The organism is Micromonospora palomenae, assembly GCF_007829925.1.
In the GTDB taxonomy this organism is placed as follows: Bacteria; Actinomycetota; Actinomycetes; order Mycobacteriales; family Micromonosporaceae; genus Micromonospora; species Micromonospora purpureochromogenes.
Genome location: NZ_VIXA01000001.1, coordinates 1,776,235 through 1,791,664, shown reverse-complemented (window position 1 = coordinate 1,791,664; position 15,430 = coordinate 1,776,235). Strand labels below are relative to the sequence as shown.

At 75.9% G+C, this 15,430-nt stretch carries 17 protein-coding genes; 11 read left to right on the top strand and 6 right to left on the bottom strand.

What is annotated here, in order from left to right; translation table 11 throughout:
- The first annotated feature begins 71 nt into the window (after positions 1-71).
- Positions 72-386, top strand: a complete 315-nt coding sequence (locus FHX75_RS08080; protein WP_154937707.1) for a hypothetical protein — start codon at positions 72-74, stop codon at positions 384-386.
- 67 nt (positions 387-453) lie between these two features.
- Here FHX75_RS08080 and FHX75_RS08075 read toward each other — a convergent pair whose 3' ends face one another.
- On the bottom strand, positions 454-804 hold the full coding sequence (locus FHX75_RS08075; RefSeq protein ID WP_154937705.1) for an STAS domain-containing protein: 351 nt from the start codon (positions 802-804) through the stop codon (positions 454-456).
- Between the two features lie 44 nt (positions 805-848).
- Positions 849-1,247, bottom strand: coding sequence for an STAS domain-containing protein (locus tag FHX75_RS08070; RefSeq protein WP_246157782.1), 399 nt, complete (start codon positions 1,245-1,247; stop codon positions 849-851).
- Between the two features lie 218 nt (positions 1,248-1,465).
- Here FHX75_RS08070 and FHX75_RS08065 point away from each other — a divergent pair, with 218 nt between their 5' ends.
- The 5 genes from FHX75_RS08065 (at position 1,466) to FHX75_RS08045 (ending at position 5,900) form a co-directional block, all read left to right on the top strand.
- Positions 1,466-3,232, top strand: coding sequence for a PP2C family protein-serine/threonine phosphatase (locus tag FHX75_RS08065; protein ID WP_154937703.1), 1,767 nt, complete (start codon positions 1,466-1,468; stop codon positions 3,230-3,232).
- Entirely contained in the window at positions 3,229-4,278 is a 1,050-nt protein-coding gene (locus tag FHX75_RS08060) for a cobalamin B12-binding domain-containing protein (protein WP_154937701.1), read from the top strand. The genes FHX75_RS08065 and FHX75_RS08060 overlap by 4 nt, the downstream gene beginning before the upstream one ends.
- 121 nt (positions 4,279-4,399) lie before the next feature.
- Entirely contained in the window at positions 4,400-4,705 is a 306-nt protein-coding gene (locus tag FHX75_RS08055) for an STAS domain-containing protein (protein ID WP_246157781.1), read from the top strand.
- 67 nt (positions 4,706-4,772) lie between these two features.
- Positions 4,773-5,219, top strand: a complete 447-nt coding sequence (locus FHX75_RS08050; protein ID WP_154937697.1) for a response regulator — start codon at positions 4,773-4,775, stop codon at positions 5,217-5,219.
- A 132-nt stretch (positions 5,220-5,351) separates the two neighbouring features.
- Complete coding sequence (locus FHX75_RS08045; protein ID WP_154937695.1) at positions 5,352-5,900, top strand: ATPase; 549 nt, start codon at positions 5,352-5,354, stop codon at positions 5,898-5,900.
- A 16-nt stretch (positions 5,901-5,916) separates the two neighbouring features.
- Here the strand turns inward: FHX75_RS08045 and FHX75_RS08040 are convergent, their stop codons facing one another.
- The gene (locus FHX75_RS08040) at positions 5,917-6,768 is read right to left on the bottom strand and encodes a hypothetical protein (RefSeq protein WP_170285312.1); all 852 of its coding nucleotides are present in this window, start codon (positions 6,766-6,768) and stop codon (positions 5,917-5,919) included.
- 329 nt (positions 6,769-7,097) lie between these two features.
- Between FHX75_RS08040 and FHX75_RS08035 the strand changes: the two genes are divergently transcribed.
- The gene (locus tag FHX75_RS08035; protein ID WP_246157779.1) at positions 7,098-8,048 is read left to right on the top strand and encodes an endonuclease/exonuclease/phosphatase family protein; all 951 of its coding nucleotides are present in this window, start codon (positions 7,098-7,100) and stop codon (positions 8,046-8,048) included.
- A 1-nt stretch (position 8,049) separates the two neighbouring features.
- Here the strand turns inward: FHX75_RS08035 and FHX75_RS08030 are convergent, their stop codons facing one another.
- Both FHX75_RS08030 and FHX75_RS08025 read right to left on the bottom strand, forming a co-directional pair.
- Entirely contained in the window at positions 8,050-8,472 is a 423-nt protein-coding gene (locus tag FHX75_RS08030) for an OsmC family protein (RefSeq protein ID WP_154937693.1), read from the bottom strand.
- A gap of 59 nt (positions 8,473-8,531) precedes the next feature.
- Complete coding sequence (locus FHX75_RS08025; RefSeq protein WP_154937691.1) at positions 8,532-9,482, bottom strand: serine/threonine-protein kinase; 951 nt, start codon at positions 9,480-9,482, stop codon at positions 8,532-8,534.
- A 210-nt stretch (positions 9,483-9,692) separates the two neighbouring features.
- Here FHX75_RS08025 and FHX75_RS08020 point away from each other — a divergent pair, with 210 nt between their 5' ends.
- Positions 9,693-9,926: a hypothetical protein gene (locus FHX75_RS08020; protein ID WP_154937689.1), complete on the top strand. Its 234-nt coding sequence runs from the start codon at positions 9,693-9,695 to the stop codon at positions 9,924-9,926.
- 4 nt (positions 9,927-9,930) lie between these two features.
- Here the strand turns inward: FHX75_RS08020 and FHX75_RS08015 are convergent, their stop codons facing one another.
- Positions 9,931-10,761, bottom strand: a complete 831-nt coding sequence (locus tag FHX75_RS08015; RefSeq protein ID WP_154937687.1) for an FAD:protein FMN transferase — start codon at positions 10,759-10,761, stop codon at positions 9,931-9,933.
- A 203-nt stretch (positions 10,762-10,964) separates the two neighbouring features.
- On the opposite strand from FHX75_RS08015, the gene FHX75_RS08010 reads away from it, so the two are divergent.
- From FHX75_RS08010 to FHX75_RS08000, 3 genes are read left to right on the top strand one after another with little or no spacing between them, the layout of a single operon-like run.
- Positions 10,965-11,705 carry a response regulator transcription factor gene (locus tag FHX75_RS08010; protein WP_088964681.1) on the top strand — a complete coding sequence of 247 codons (741 nt, stop codon included), beginning with the start codon at positions 10,965-10,967 and terminating at the stop codon, positions 11,703-11,705.
- The gene (locus FHX75_RS08005) at positions 11,683-13,185 is read left to right on the top strand and encodes a sensor histidine kinase (protein WP_154937685.1); all 1,503 of its coding nucleotides are present in this window, start codon (positions 11,683-11,685) and stop codon (positions 13,183-13,185) included. The genes FHX75_RS08010 and FHX75_RS08005 overlap by 23 nt, the downstream gene beginning before the upstream one ends.
- Positions 13,186-13,230: 45 nt before the next feature.
- Positions 13,231-15,429, top strand: coding sequence for an ArnT family glycosyltransferase (locus FHX75_RS08000; RefSeq protein ID WP_154937683.1), 2,199 nt, complete (start codon positions 13,231-13,233; stop codon positions 15,427-15,429).
- Position 15,430 lies beyond the last annotated feature (1 nt).

The following is a 15,430-nucleotide window of genomic DNA, read 5'->3' as shown; positions in this document are numbered from 1 at the left end:
GCTCACCCGCCCGGGCCGCACGATCGGGGCGGACCGGAGGTCTTCCGAGGAACGCGGAAGGGAAGGTCGTCATGAAGAGGATCGTCGAGATCGTCCCCGCCCGACCCGGCTGGTACTCCCGGTGGCAGGTCGGCCCGGAGGCCACCCGGTGCTACCCGGTGAGTCTGTGGGCACTGGTCGAGGAGACCGACGGTTCCGGCCGCGAGGTGGTGGGCATGGACTGCGCCGGCCAGTGGCCCGGATCGGACGTCAACGAGGTCGGTGGGAACTTCGTCCGGTACCTGTTCCAGACGCCCGATTCCGGTCGCCCGGAGGACGCCGAACCACCGTCACCGACCGACCTGCGCGAGCACGGGCCGCGCCTGCAACCGGCCGTGGCCACCTAGACCATCCTCCCGGCCCCCGACCCCTGGTCCCAGGGTCGGGGGCCACCCCGACCATGGAGCGGCTCCCTCAGCCCGCCTCGCGCGCCTCGTCGCCGACGGCGGGCGGGTGCTCCACCGCCAGCAGTTCGGCGAGCCCGGTGCGGTCCAGCAGGTGCTGAAGCTGCGGGTTGACGCCGGTCAGCCGGACCGGCCCGGCCCCGCCGCGGCCGATCACCACGAAGGCGCTGAGCCCGGAGGAGTCGCAGAGGGCGACGCCGGCGACGTCGATCAGCAGCTCCCGGTGGCCGTCGGCGCGGGCCTGGGCGGCCACGGCGATCAGCTCCGGCGCGCTGTCGAAGTCGAGGTCACCGGTCAGCCGTAGCCGGGCGCCCCCGGCGTCGAGCCGGGTCACCTCGATGGACAACAGCTGACTGGGCATGCACCCATGTTCCCAGCTTCGCGCGACCGGGAAACGCCCGGGGCTCAGGCGGAGGCGGTCCGGCCGGGCAGATCGGCCGCGGCGGCCTCGGTCCGGACGGTGGGCAGCGGCCGGGCCAGCAGACCGGTGACGCCGGTCATGTCGAGGATGGTGTCCAGGAAACGCGGGGTGGAGCGCAGCCGGATGGCCGTGCCGACCTGCTGCCCCTCGCGCCACGCGTGGACGATCACGGACAGCCCGGTGCTGTCGATGAAGAGCAGGTCGGCGAAGTCCAGCACGAGGACCGGGGGACGCTCGGCGAGGGCCCGGTCCACCTCGGCGCGCAACGGCCCCGACGTGGTGAAGGCGAGATCGCCGCCGACGGAGATGACGGGAGCCGCCGGGTCTGAGTGGTCGACGGCCAGGCTCAGCGGGGTGGCCTCGGGTTTCCTCCCGTGGGGCACTCGATCACGCCTTTCCGCAGGGCTGCCGGTCGGGCAGGTGCTTCTGCCGGATCGTAACAACACCCGCCCGGCTCCGCCCGCAGGCGCGGATCGGGGTCGCGCCCCGGCCGTGGGGTGGCGGTACCGGCGCACCGGCGTAGGGTGGGGCGCAGAGATTGGAACATACCCGCCGTTTCCGCTGGACCGTGGGCGTCGACACGAGGAGTGGGGCTCAGCTGGTGACTGCTGCCGACGTCAGGGGCTCGGACCCGGGCGACGGACGGATCCCCACGCCGAGTGCTGCCCGGGCTCCGGCGCGGTCGTCCGACGTCGCCGGCCGACCCGGGTCGGCGCTGCCGCCGCTCTCGCCCGACCGTGGCCACGCCGAGCCGGACTGGTCGGAGGTGATCGAGCACTTCCGCGAGGGTCTGATCGTCTGCGACGCCGATGGCGTGGTGCGGCATCTCAGTCCCGTCGCCGAGCGCCTGCTGCCCGAGGTGGTCCCCGGCCGGGCGCTGGCCGCCGCCGGCGTGGCCGCGCTCACCACCGGTGACGCCGGCGAGTTCGGCCACCGCGGACGCCGGCTCCGGGTCCGCCAGGTGCCGCTCTCCGGGGCCCGCAGCTGTCACTACGTCGAGGACGTGACCGACAGCGTCAGCCGTGCCGACGCGCTGCTCGCCGAGCGGGCCCGCTCCGCGTTTTTGGCGGTCGTCGGCGAGAAGCTCGGCAATCCGTTGCATCCCGACCGGGCCGCAGCCGCCGTGGTGCGGCTGACCGTGCCCACCCTGGCCGAGGTCGCCGTCCTGGTGCTCGCGCCCCGGGCCGGCCGGGCCCGCTGGTGGCGGGCGACGCGGGGCGAGGACGAGTCGGCGGCCGTGGACAGCGGCATGTTGTCCGCCACCGCCCTGCCGACGGCGATCGCCGAGGGGCTCTGCGGCGCCGAGCCGCACGCGGTCGACTGGTTGGTCGAGCAGGCGGTGGAGGCCGGCTGGCTGCCGGGGCTGGAGGCCCGCGAGGTCGCCGCCCGGGTGGTCCCGCTGCCCGGCCGGGACGCGCCGGCCGGCGTGCTGCTGGTCGCCCGCCACGCCACCCGCTGGTACGACGAGGACGACCTCGAGCTGCTCCGCGCCTTCGCCGCCCGGGCCGGTGCCGCGCTGACCACGGCGGTGCTCTACCGCGACCAGGCCGAGGTGGCCGACACGCTCCAGGCCAGCCTGTTGCCGGTCGAGCCGGTGACCGTCGCCGGGGTGCAGTGGGGCACGGCGTACCGGCCGGCGCAGGCGAGCCTGCGCATCGGCGGTGACTTCTACGGCTCGCACCGGCTCCCCGACGGCGGCTCGGTGTTCTTCCTCGGCGACGTCTCCGGCAAGGGCGTGGAGGCGGCCGTCTTCACCGGCCAACTCCGCCAGTGCCTGCAGGCGCTGCACCGGGTCGAGTCGCACCCCGGCCGGTTGCTGAAGCTGCTCAACGACGCGCTGCTGGAGACCACCCAGGCGCACGGCCAGGGTCGGTTCGCCACCATGGTGCTCGGCGTCGTCCGCCCGCACCGCGACGGCGGCCTCACCCTGACGATGGCCGGTGGCGGCCACCTGCCGCCGCTGGTGCTGCGCGCCTGCGGCGAGGTCGAGACGGTGCCGCTGAGCGGCATGCTCATCGGCGTGGTGCCGGACCCGCGCATCGGCGAGGTGACCGTCCGGCTCGCCCCGGGCGAGACCTGCCTGCTCTACAGCGACGGGGTGACCGAGGCGCGCGGCGGCCGGCGCGGCGACGAACAGTTCGGCCAGGACCGGCTGGTCACCGCGGTGACCGGCTGCCACCGGGTGCCGGCGCCGGCGCTGGCCGAGCGGGTCGAGCAGGTGACCTGCGACTGGCTGGCCCAGGGCGACCACGACGACATCGCCGTGCTGGCGCTGCGCGCCACCGGCCCCGGTGGGCGCCCGCCGCGGCACCTGCACGCCGTACCCGAGGTGGGCGGCCCCGGCGAGGAGAGGGAGACCCGTTCGTGACCGCCCCCACCACCCAGGCCGATCCGGCCCAGGCGTACCCCGAGTTCCTGGACGCGCTGGAGGAGGCCGACGAGTACGGCGCCATCGACGTGGCCGTCCGGCTGCTCGACGCCGGGGTGCCGGCCGAGCGGGTGCTGCTCGACCTGGTCGCGCCCGCGCAGTCCGAGGTGGGGGAGCGGTGGGCGCGCAACGAGTGGAGCGTCGCCCAGGAGCACGCGGCGACCCACATCAGCGAGCGGGTGGTGGCCGCCGTGGCGGCGCACGCCAACCCGCGCCCGACCCGGGGGCGGGTGGTGGTGGCCTGCATGGACGGCGAGTGGCATGCCCTGCCGCCCCGGCTGGTGGCGGAGGTGCTGCGGCTGCGCGGCTGGCAGGTGACCTTCCTGGGGGCGAGCGTGCCCGCCGCGCACCTGGTGTCGTACCTGCACCGGCACGACGCGCACGCGGTCGCCCTGGCCTGCGCGCTGCCGATGCGGCTGCCGTACGCGCACCGGATGATCGAGGCCTGCCGCCGCTCGGACGTACCGGTGGTGGTGGGCGGGCGCGGCTTCGGCGACGACGGGCGCTGGGCCCGCACCCTCGGTGTCGCCTGGGCGCCGGACGCGCCGAGCGCGGCCGACCTGGTCGCCGACGAGCGGGCGCTGCGCCGGGTCCGCCCGGCCGAGCTGCCGCACCTCGCCGACGACGAGTACGCCAGCCTGGTGAAGCGGCGCGGCGAGCTGATCGACTCCGCGTTGGCCGATCTGCGCGAGCGGGTGCCGTCGGTCCACGACTACACCCCTGCCCAGCTCGACTCCACCATCAGCGACCTCGGGTACATCGTCGATTTCCTGGCCGCGGCGCTGTACGTCGACGACAGCTCGCTCTTCACCGACTTCGTCGGCTGGCTGGTGGAGATCCTGACCAGCCGTGGGGTGCCGGCCGCCGCGGTCGGGCTGACCCTCGGCCACTACCATCGGCAGCTGCGCGACTTCCCCCGGGCGGCGCGGTTCCTGGCGCTGGGGGAGACGGTCCTCCCCGCGCCCGGCGGCCCCGCCCGGCGCTGATCGCGGCGGTGTCGGGCACCCTGCGTATACTTGCTCCACTGCAAAGGGTTGGCCTGCGGTGCGAGCGAGAGGGACGACGTTGACGTTCACCGTCACGCACAGCCCGCGGGCTGGTGGTGGTGTGTGCCTGCGGCTCGTCGGCGAGCTGGACATGAGCACCGTCGGTCAGCTCAACGACACGATCGACCGGCTGGCCGCCGACGGCGCCCGCCAACTGCTGCTCGACCTCGCGGAGCTGACCTTCTGCGACTCCACCGGCATCGCCGCGTTCGTCCGGGGGGATAATCGGGCCGCCGCCGACGGCGGGTGGCTGCGGCTGACCGGGGCCACCGGCCGGGTGGACCGGGTGCTCCAGGTCACCGGGCTCGCGGATGTGTTGGCGTACCAACCGGACACGGCGGACCCGGCGTCGCAGGACGCCCCCTGATCGGCTAGATTTCCCCGCCAGCGGGTGACCGTGCGGTCCCCATCGCCCGAGATGAGACAGGTACACCATGGGCCAAGGCGCCGCGAACCCCGTCCGCATCCTCGTCGTGGACGACGACCCGGGTGACGTGCTGATGATCGAGGAGGCCCTGGAGGACTCCGAGATCGAGAAGGTCATCGACGTGGTCAGCGACGGCCAGGAGGCGATGGAGTTCCTCCGCCGCGAGGGTCGGCACACCGAGGCCCGCCGCCCGGACGTGATCCTGCTCGACCTGAACATGCCCCGGATGGACGGCCGGCAGGTGCTCGGCGAGGTCAAGCAGGACGAGGACCTGCGGACCATTCCGATCGTGGTGCTCACCACCTCGAACGCGGACACCGACATCGTCGGCAGCTACACGCTGCAGGCCAACGCGTACGTGACCAAGCCGATCGACCTGGACGACTTCAACGACGTGGTCCGCCGCATCGACGAGTTCTTCGGTCGGGTGGTCGTGCTCCCCAAGCGTTCCTGACCTGCCCGGTGCCCCCGGCCCCGGGCCGGCGCTCAGTTGCTGAACATTTTTCCCGAACATCCTCGGCGCCGACCGGCAGCCGCGAGGATCGAACCTGGGGAAAGACGTACCAGCTGCCTGGGGGGCGACAGTATGAGGTTCTCCGTCGTTGAGACCGGCTACGACCAGCGGCAGGTCGATTCCTGCCTCGACGAGCTGGGAGTCCGGTTGACCCGGCTCGCGGCGCGGGCGGAAGTCGCCGCCGGCGCCGGTCGGGAGTGGGACCAGATCCGGCAGGAGGCGACCCTGCTGCGCGGCCTGGTCGACCGCCAGGGTTCGCCGACGGACGACGCCGCGGCGGCGGCCCGCCGCGCCGCCTCGGCGGTCGAGCGGGAGGCCGCCGAGATCCTGGCGCAGGCCCGCGGCGAGCTCGACGCCGCGCGCGAGGAGGCCCGGCAGCTCCGCGAGCGGGTGTACGCCGAGGCGGTGCAGGCCCGCCGCGAGTTCGAGGCGGCGCTGCACGAGCGGCGGCGTCGGGAGGCCCGGGTGGACCAGCTCCTCGCCGGGGTGGCCGCCGACGCGGTGCCGGCCGACACGCCCACCGCCGCCGCGTCCACGGGTGGTGTGCCCGCGACCCGGGCGGCCGCCGGCGCGCCCGAGGTGACGGCGCAGCGGCCGGAACCGGGCACCCGGGTGGCCTGAGCGCGCCGACGGGGGCTCAGGTCAGCGCCGCCACCACCGTGGTCGCCCGCTGCTCGTGCTGGGCGTACGCGTCGGGGAACGCCGAGACCTGCACGGCCTGGGCCGCGGCGGTCACGCTCATCTCCCGCCAGCCGGGCACCTCGGCCAGCGCCGTGTAGAACGCCCGGGCCGCGTACGCGGGACGCATCAGCTGGGCCACCGTGCCCCACCCGCTGCTCGGGCGCTGCTGGAACAGCCCGACCGAGTCGTGGTCGGAGCCGCTGCCCTGGTGCGGATAGTCGTACGACTCGGGCAGCACGTCGCTGGCCAGGTTGTAGAGGTTGCTCTCCTGCATCGCGGTGGCGATGGCGACGACCAGGCCGCGCCGGGGCACCTGTAGCTGCACCCCGACGTCCACGATCACCTTGGCGTTGTCCATCTGCGCCTGGGTGAGGCCGGCGACCGGCCGGGGCCGCCGGGGCTTGGCCGGCCTCTTCGGCTTCGGCGTGGCCTGCCGGGTGGCCGACGGGCTGGGGCTGGCCGTGGGGATCGGCGTGACCGGGACGGCGATGGGTGAGGCGCCCCGGTCCAGCGAGCGGGAGGCGCGGTCGGCGGCCTCGGCCCGGTCCGCCAGCACCTCGCTGACCGGGGTCCCGCGCGGGGCGGGGTCGTGCGCGCCGGCGAACGCCACCAGCCCGAGGCAGCAGGTCACGCCCCCGGCCAGGGCCACCCGGGCCGGGGTGGAGGCCAGTGCGGCTCGCGCTCCGCGTCGGGGTGGCTCCGGAGCGCGGTGTCGGCCGATCCGCCGTTCGCCCGATGCGGCATCGACCGTACGGGTATGCGGTCGGGTTTCGGGCGGCTGCTGCTGGGGGGAGTCGTCGGCAAGCACCCGCCGAGGCTAGAGAGCCCACCGCCGCTTGCCATCGGGGTCATTGGTGGCATGCGCCACAATTTGCGGTAATCCGACCGGGCATTACCGGCGGTCGGTCAGGAACCGCGCCGACCTCGCCAGTCCTACTTATCCTTGATGTCGGAAACAACCGGAGGAATCCGGCGCGAGTCGCCCGTCCGGGCCCGGGCGACGGCCCTCCTCCGTTCGGGCGACGGCTGCCGACCGTACCGCCGACCCGCCGGCCCACCGCGCGGCGGACGCCCAGGTCACCGGCGGTCGAGGTGTTGTCGCCGCCGCTCCGGCGGCGACTCGGTACGATTCGGACGGTGACCGACAGCATGATCGACGAGCCCGTCCGCGGTGCCGCGCACCGCCCCGGTGACCGGCGCGGACTCGTCCTGGTGCTGCTCGCCGTCCTGCTGGCGGCGGTGCTGGCCGGCCACCGCGCGGTGCCGAACGTGCGCGGCCTGGGCAGCCTGCTCGACAGCGCGACGCCGCTGCTCGGCCTCGGCGTACCGGTGCTGGCCCTGGCCGCGCTGCTGCGCCGCTCCCGGCGGGCGCTGGTGGCCGTCGCGCTCCCGGCGGCCGTCTGGGCGCTGATGTACGCCGGCGTCTGGCTGCCCCCTGCCGCCGGCAGCGGTCCGGCCGGCATCCGGGTGGCCAGCCAGAACCTGCGCGCCGGCAATCCCGACCCCGCCGGCACGGTCGCCCCGCTCGCCGAGGCCGGGGTCGACCTCCTCGCGCTCCAGGAGGTCGACGACGCCGGCCGGCTCGCCGCCGACCTGCGGCAGCGCTACCCGCACCGCGCGGCGGTCTCCACCGTCGCGCTGTGGAGCCGCTACCCCATCCGGGACTCCGCCGGAGTGGACACCGGGCTGGGCTGGACCCGTGCGCTGCGGGCGGTCGTCGCCACCCCGCGGGGCGACCTCACGGTCTACGTGGTGCACCTCGGATCGGCCCGGGCCGGCGACACCGCCACCCGGGACGAGACCGTCCGCGCCCTGGCCGGGGCGGTGCGCGCCGACCGCGCCGACCGGCTGCTGGTGCTCGGGGACCTGAACACCGCCACCACCGACCGGGTTTTCACCCCGCTGACCCGGCTGCTGGGCGACGCCCAGGCCGACGCCGGCCGGGGCTTCGGCTTCACCTGGCCGTCGTCGGTGCCGGTCACCCGGCCCGACCACGTGCTCTACCGCGGCCTCACGCCCACCACGGCCGACGTGCTGCGCACGCCGGACTCCGACCACCGGGCGGTGACCGCCGGCTTCCGCTGGTGACTCAGCGCCGCCCGTCGGCGGGCGTCACGGTCAGCCGGTGCCGGCTGGCGTCGCCGCTGGAGAAGGGCCAGATCCGGTCGGCGTACTCGACCAGGTCGGCCAGCTGCTCGCGGGTCAGGCCCACCGACGAGATGGAGGCGTGCACGTCCGCCCGGTAGCGGCCGTCGTCGTCGCGGCCCAGCTTCGCCTCGGCCGTCACCTGCACGGTGTGCGCCTCGTCGGTGATCTCGCCGGCCGCCTCCACCGCCGCGTGGTGCAGGCAGGACGCGAACGCGGCGGCCAGCAGCTGCTCGGGCGTCAGGCCCGTGCAGTGCGGCGCGAGCGGGGACGCCAGCGCCGTGGACCAGCCGCCGTCCTCGGTGCGTACGTGGCCGCCCGAGGCGGTCGCGGTGGCCTCGTTCAGCCAGGAACTGGGATCCGGCATCGCGTTCCTCCCGTCAGTCACCGGCCCGGGTTCCCGGACTCGATCGGGTGAAACGCCGGTCAGGCCGACCCGGTGCGGGACCAGTCGTCGAGGGCCACCGCCTCGGTCGCCTCCGTCGCGGCGCGCTCGGTCCACTCGGAGACCGGGGCGGGACGGGGCCGGGGCACCGACGCCAGCATCGGCACGTACACCCGGGCGTCCACCACCTCGGCCAGCAGCAGCGCGGCCATCAGGCTGGTCGGCCGGCGGGACGGGTCGTCGGCAAGGCACTGGCGGCACAGCTCGGCCACCTCCGGCGGCAGCCCCTCGATCGGCGGCAGCGGCTCCGCCGCCACCCGTCGCCGGGCACCGACCAGCTGGGTGGCGGTCGTCCCCGCCGCGTACGGCAGGCGGCCGGTGAGGCAGTAGTAGAGGAGCACGCCGAGGGCGTACATGTCGGCCGCCGGGGTCGCCGGCTTCCGGTCGAACTGCTCCGGGGCCAGGTACGCCGGGGTGCCCACCACCATGCCGTCCGGGCTGTGGTCGGGCGCGCCGGCCGGGGTGGCGATGCCGAAGTCGAGGACCTTCACCCCGGACGGGGTGAGCATGACGTTGGCCGGCTTCACGTCCCGGTGCACGATGCCGTGCGCGTGCGCGGCGGCCAGCGCGGCCGCCACCTCCGCGCAGACCCGGACCGCGATCCGCCAGTCCAGCGGCCCGGCGCGCAGGTGCGCGGCGAGCGTCTCGCCCTCGGCCAGTTCCATCACGATGTACGGCGCCTCGCGGCCGGGCAGCGTGGTCGAGGTGCCGAAGTCGTGCACGCTCGCCACGTTGGGATGCACCAGCCGGGCGGCATTGCGCGCCTCGGCGCGGATCCGCTCGACCGAGGTCTCTTCGCCCTGCTGCTCAGGGGACATCAGCTTCACCGCGACCGGCCGGTCCAGCACCAGGTCGTGCGCGCGCCACACCTCGGACATCCCGCCCAGGCCGATGCGCTGTGCGAGCTGGTACCGCCCGGCCAGCGTCCTCATCGACCCGCTCCTGTCTGTTTCGTGCCGCCTGCCCGGTGTGGCTGCGCCCTTCCGGAGCCGGTACCCGCGCTCCCAGCAGGGCAAACCCGTGGGCGGGTCGGCCCGGAGCGGGCTCGGGGCGACCGCCGGTGCGGTAGCTTGCCAGCCAGGGGGTCCGGCGTCCGGCGTACCGGCCGCGACGCTTGCCCGGCACGGACGGAGGGGACGCGGATGGGCGGGGTGACCGTGCGCTTCGTCGGCGGGCCGGCCCACGACGTGGTCCGGGAGGTGCCCGCCGATCCGGGCGGCGAGCCACCGGAGCGCTGGATCATGCGGCACCCCGACGCCGACCCGCCGCCGGGTGGCGGCGGCCCGGACCACCTCTACGCGCGGGACCGGCCCGACGGCAGCGGGGTCTGGACGATGCGGTTCGTGCGCACCTATCCGGTGGGTGCGAGCGAGTGACCGGTCACCGGCGCGCCGGGCGGTCGCCGAGCGCCGGGTCCGGTGCGCGGGGCGTGGGCCAGGCCGCGACGCCCTGACCCGCCAGCCAGTCCGGCCCGGCGTCTCCCCGCACCAGTGCGGCGATCGCGAGCATCGCCGCCCGGGTCGCGTCCGGCGCGGCCACGGTCACCGCCCGCCACGGCGAGGCCGGCGGGCCGCCGGTCCGCGGGTCGAGCACCCCGCCGCCGTCGGGCCGCCAGCCGTCGGCGGTGACCAGCGCACCGCCCGTCAGCCGCAGCACCCGGCCCTCGGCCGCCACCGGCCAGCCACCGGCCGGGGCGGGGCCCGCCACCGCGGTCCGGGTGCCGAGTCCCACCAGCGCCCCGACACCGGTCCGGGCGGCGATCCGCTCCGCCGCGCGCTGCACCAGGTACGCGGTGGCGGTGCCGTCGAGGGCCAGCGGCAGCGTGGCCGGTACGGCCAGCAGGTCGCCGCGCAGCCGCACCGCTCGCCAGTTCCCCGTCGGCTCGACCGGGCCCACCGACGCCCCGCAGACCGGCCACCGGCCCCGGGCGTACGCGCGGCGCAGCCGGGCCGCCCCGACGGTGGGGTCCACGTCGCCCCCGGTGGCCTCGGCGGCGCCGAGCGCCACCGCGACCAGGTCCCGCAGCAGCGGGCCGACCGGCACCGGCCGCCCCGCCGCCCGGTGCGCCCGGGCCAGCTCGTCCTCGGCGCGGCGCAGCCCGGCCAGCAACCGGACCAGCGTCCGGCGCGCCTCGGGCAGCGCGTCCCGGTCGGTCACCGCGACCCGCGCCACCCGCCCCCGGTACGCCCGGCGGACCTCCTCGACAGCCATGGCCCGAGCCTGCGGTCGCAGCCTGGACCCGACGTGGGTCGGGCCTGTGCCCGCGCTGTGCGGGCCGACCGGCGGTCCGCTTCGCCCGGCGCGACGTCGGCCGGCCCGGTACGGTCGAGCCGACCCGTGCCGGCGCGCACAGCCCGCGCACAGGATGCGCACAGGACAGCGCCAGGCACGGCGCCCACGATGGGGGCATGGTGATGGACGGGCAGGCAGCGCAGCAGCGGATCGAACTCCGTCGGCCCGACGGCGAGCCGGTCCGCGTCCTGGTGGTCGACGACGAGCCGACCCTGACCGACCTGCTGTCGATGGCGCTGCGCTACGAGGGCTGGCAGGTGCGCAGCGCCGGCAACGGGATGGCCGCGCTGAGCACGGCCCGGCAGTTCCAGCCGGACGCCGTGGTCCTCGACGTGATGCTGCCCGACCTGGACGGCTTCCAGGTGCTGCGCCGGCTGCGCGAGCAGACCCCGACCGTGCCGGTGCTCTTCCTGACCGCCCGCGACGCCGTCGAGGAGCGGATCGCCGGGCTGACCGTCGGCGGCGACGACTACGTCACCAAGCCGTTCAGCCTGGAGGAGGTCATCGCCCGGCTGCGCGCGCTGCTGCGCCGCTCCGGCTTCGCCGTGGCCGCCCGCGAGGACGCCGTGCTCACCGTCGGCGATCTCAGCCTCGACGAGGACAGCCACGAGGTGCGCCGGGGCGGCGAGCTGATCACCCTCACCGCCACCGAGTTCGAGCTGCTGCGCTACCTGATGCGCAACCCGCGGCGGGTGCTGAGCAAGGCGCAGATCCTGGACCGGGTCTGGAACTACGACTTCGGTGGGCAGGCCAACGTCGTGGAGCTGTACATCTCGTACCTGCGGAAGAAGATCGACGCCGGCCGGGCGCCGATGATCCACACGCTGCGCGGCGCGGGGTATGTCCTCAAGCCCGCGGAGTGACGCCGGCGGCCGGCTGCGCTCCTGGCTGGCCGGGCGGTCCCTGCGGACCCGCCTGGTCGCCGCGGTGGTGGCGCTGCTCGCCCTGGTCAGCATCGCCATCGGCGGGCTGACCACGGTGGCGCTGCGGCACTTCCTGATCGGCCAGGTCGACAACCAGCTCACCGCCGACGAACGCCGGCAGCAGGAGCTCCCGCCCTGGTACCGGCAGTTCGCCGAGCGGCAGCGGGCGAACGACCAGCGGGCGCCTGAGCCGCCGCCCGGCTTCCCACCCGACTCGATCGCGGTCAAGGTCGTCGGCGGCGGTGTCGCGTCCGCGCGGATCCGCAGCAGCTCCGGGCCGACGGAGGCCCTCCCGGCCGGCGACGTGTCGGCGCTGACCCGGATCCCGACCGACGGGCGGCCGCGCAGCGTCGACCTGGGCGGGCGGGGCGACTACCGGGCGGTGGCCCGGCAGGCGCCCGACGGCGACGTGCTGGTCTTCGCCATCCCGCTGGCCGGGGTGCAGGAGACCGTCTGGTGGATGATCGCCGCCCAGGCGGGCGTCGCCGCCGTCGGCCTGCTGGTCGCGGGCGCCCTGGGCGCGCTGATCGTGCGGGCCACGCTGCGCCCGCTGAACCGGGTCGCCGCCACCGCCGCCCGGGTCACCGAGCTGCCGCTGGACCGCGGCGAGGTGGCCCTGTCGGTGCGGGTGCCCGAGGGTGACACCGACCCGCGTACTGAGGTCGGGCAGGTGGGGGCGGCGCTGAACCGGATGCTGGGGCACGTCGCCGCCGCGCTCGCCGCGCGGCAGGCCAGCGAGACCCGGGTACGCCAGTTCGTCGCCGACGCCAGCCACGAGCTGCGTACGCCGCTGGCCGCGATCCGCGGCTACGCCGAGGTGGCCCGGCGCGGACGGGACCGGGTGCCGCCGGACGTGGCGCACGCGCTGCGCCGGGTGGAGTCGGCCAGCACCCGGATGACCAGCCTCGTCGACGACCTGCTGCTGCTGGCCCGGCTGGACTCCGGCCGGCCGCTCGCGGCGGAGCCGGTCGACCTGACCGCGCTGATCGTCGACGCGGTCAGCGACGCGCACGTCGCCGGCCCGGAGCATCGCTGGCAGCTCGACCTGCCCGACGAGGTGCTCGACGTGCCGGGCGACGCCGTCCGGCTGCACCAGGTGGTGGCGAACCTGCTGGCCAACGCCCGGGTGCACACCCCGCCGGGCACCACGGTGACCACCCGGCTGGTCCGTACCCCCGGCGGCGTGCAGCTCAGCGTCGCCGACGACGGGCCCGGCATCCCGCCCGAGCTGCAGGGCGAGGTCTTCGAACGGTTCGCCCGCGGCGACAGCTCCCGGTCCCGGGAGCACGGCAGCACCGGCCTCGGCCTGGCGATCGTGGCGGCGGTGGTGGAGGCGCACCACGGGTCCGTCGAGGTCGAGAGCCGGCCGGGTCACACCGTCTTCCGGGTGCTGCTGCCGGCTTCCACAGCCGACGCATAGCCCGGTCACGGGGCCGGTCCAACCGGCCTCGCCAGGCTTGCCGGCATGGACAGAACCGAGACCCTGCCGACCGCGCCGGCGGTGACCGCACCGCCGGCACCACCCGCGCCGGAACCCGTACCCGTGACGGCGGAACCCCCGCAGCCGCGCCCGGATCCGAGCTGGACGCGACCGGCCCTGGCGGTGTTGCTGCTCGCCACCGGCGTGCTCTACCTGTGGAGCCTCGGCGCCTCCGGCTGGGCGAACTCGTTCTACTCGGCGGCGGCGCAGGCCGGCGCGGAGAGCTGGAAGGCGTTCTTCTACGGCTCCTCCGACGCGGCCAGCTCGATCACGGTGGACAAGACCCCGGCGTCGCTGTGGTTGATGGCGCTGTCGGTGCGGATCTTCGGCCTGAGCAGCTGGTCCATCCTGGTGCCGCAGGCGCTGCTCGGCGTCGCCACGGTCGGCGCGCTGTACGCGACCGTCCGCCGCTGGTACGGCCCGGTGGCCGGCCTGCTCGCCGGCACGGTCCTCGCGCTCACCCCGGTCGCCACCCTGATGTTCCGGTTCAACAACCCCGACGCCCTGCTCGTCCTGCTGCTGGTCCTCGCCGCGTACGCGACGGTGCGGGCGGTGGAGACGGCCGGCACCCGGTGGATCGTCCTGGCCGGCGCGCTGGTCGGCCTCGGCTTCCTCACCAAGATGCTCCAGGCGTTCCTGGTGGTCCCGGTCTTCGCCGGGGTCTACCTGCTGGCCGCGCCGACCGGCCTGGGGCGGCGGATCCGCCAGCTGCTGCTGGCCGGGCTGGGCCTGGTCGTCGCCGCCGGCTGGTGGGTGGCCGTCGTCGAGCTGGTGCCGGCGAGCGCCCGCCCCTACATCGGCGGCTCGCAGGGCAACAGCATCCTGGAGCTGACCCTCGGCTACAACGGCCTGGGCCGGATCACCGGCAACGAGGAGGGCAGCGTCGGCGGTGGCCGGGCCGGCGGCGGTGGCCCGTTCTCCGGCCAGACCGGCTGGCTGCGGATGTTCGACACCGAGGTCGGCGGCCAGATCTCCTGGCTGCTGCCGGCCGCGCTGATCCTGCTGGTCGCCGGCCTGGTGCTGGCCGGCCGGGCACCGCGCACCGACCGGCGCCGCGCCGGCCTGCTGCTCTGGGGCGGCTGGCTGCTGGTCACCGGGCTGATCTTCAGCTTCATGTCCGGCATCTTCCACGCGTACTACACCGTCGCCCTCGCCCCGGCGGTCGGCGCCGTGGTCGGCATCGGCGCCGTGCTGCTCCGGCGGGAGCGCGCCGCCGTGCCCGGAGCGGTCTCGGCGCCCGAGCCGGGCGTACCGACGGCGCCGGTTGCCGGCGCGGCGACGCCCGGGACGCGGGGCGGCCGGCGCGGCCTGCTCGCCACCGTGACGCTGGCGGCGGCCCTCGCCGTCACCGCCTGGTGGTCGTGGCGGCTGCTGGGCCGCAGCCCGGACTGGTATCCCTGGCTGCGCACGGTGGTGCTGGTCGGCGGCCTCGCCGCGGCGGTGCTGATCGTGCTGGCGGGCCGGTTGCCCCGGCGGGTCGTGCCGGTGGTGCTCGCGTTCGGCGCGGCCACCGCGCTCGCCGGGCCGGCCGCGTACGCCCTGCAGACGGCGGCCACCCCGCACACGGGCTCGATCCCGAGCGCCGGCCCGGCGCTGCAGGGCGGCTTCGGCCCCGGACGGGGCGGCTTCCCCGGCGGCCGGATGCCGGCCGGCGCCCAGTTCCCCGGCGCCCCGGGCGGACCGAACGGCCAGTTCCCGGGGGGCCAGCTCCCCGGCGCCCCGGGCGGCAACCAGACCGGCCAGCCCGGCGGCCTCCCCGGCGGGCTGCCGGGCCAGGCCGCCGGCGGTGCCGGCCGGGCGCCGGGCGGCGGGATGGGCGGGCTGCTCGACTCCCGCGCGCCGAGCGCCGAACTGAAGGCGCTGCTGGAGCGTGACGCCGCCGACTACACCTGGATGGCGGCCACCATCGGCTCGAACAACGCCTCCGGCTACCAGCTCGCCACCGGGCGGCCGGTGATGGCGATCGGCGGCTTCAACGGCAGCGACCCGTCCCCGACGCTGGGGCAGTTCCAGGCGTACGTGGCCGACGGCCGGATCCACTGGTTCGTCGGCGGCGGCGGGTTCCGGGCCAACGGGGGCAGCTCCGCCTCGCAGGAGATCGCCGCCTGGGTCGCCGAGACCTTCGAGTCGCAGACCGTCGACGGGGTCACCGTCTACGACCTGAGCAGCGGGCGGGAGGGATGAG

What these genes read in the sequence shown, in the direction of transcription:
- FHX75_RS08010 (WP_088964681.1), top strand. Translation starts at nt 10,965, where the DNA reads ATGGACGGGCAGGCAGCGCAGCAGCGGATCGAACTCCGTCGGCCCGAC.
- FHX75_RS08080 (WP_154937707.1), top strand. Translation starts at nt 72, where the DNA reads ATGAAGAGGATCGTCGAGATCGTCCCCGCCCGACCCGGCTGGTACTCC.
- FHX75_RS08045 (WP_154937695.1), top strand. Translation starts at nt 5,352, where the DNA reads ATGAGGTTCTCCGTCGTTGAGACCGGCTACGACCAGCGGCAGGTCGAT.
- FHX75_RS08005 (WP_154937685.1), top strand. Translation starts at nt 11,683, where the DNA reads ATGTCCTCAAGCCCGCGGAGTGACGCCGGCGGCCGGCTGCGCTCCTGG.
- FHX75_RS08025 (WP_154937691.1), bottom strand. Translation starts at nt 9,482, where the DNA reads ATGAGGACGCTGGCCGGGCGGTACCAGCTCGCACAGCGCATCGGCCTG.
- FHX75_RS08020 (WP_154937689.1), top strand. Translation starts at nt 9,693, where the DNA reads ATGGGCGGGGTGACCGTGCGCTTCGTCGGCGGGCCGGCCCACGACGTG.
- FHX75_RS08075 (WP_154937705.1), bottom strand. Translation starts at nt 804, where the DNA reads ATGCCCAGTCAGCTGTTGTCCATCGAGGTGACCCGGCTCGACGCCGGG.
- FHX75_RS08050 (WP_154937697.1), top strand. Translation starts at nt 4,773, where the DNA reads ATGGGCCAAGGCGCCGCGAACCCCGTCCGCATCCTCGTCGTGGACGAC.
- FHX75_RS08015 (WP_154937687.1), bottom strand. Translation starts at nt 10,761, where the DNA reads ATGGCTGTCGAGGAGGTCCGCCGGGCGTACCGGGGGCGGGTGGCGCGG.
- FHX75_RS08030 (WP_154937693.1), bottom strand. Translation starts at nt 8,472, where the DNA reads ATGCCGGATCCCAGTTCCTGGCTGAACGAGGCCACCGCGACCGCCTCG.
- FHX75_RS08000 (WP_154937683.1), top strand. Translation starts at nt 13,231, where the DNA reads ATGGACAGAACCGAGACCCTGCCGACCGCGCCGGCGGTGACCGCACCG.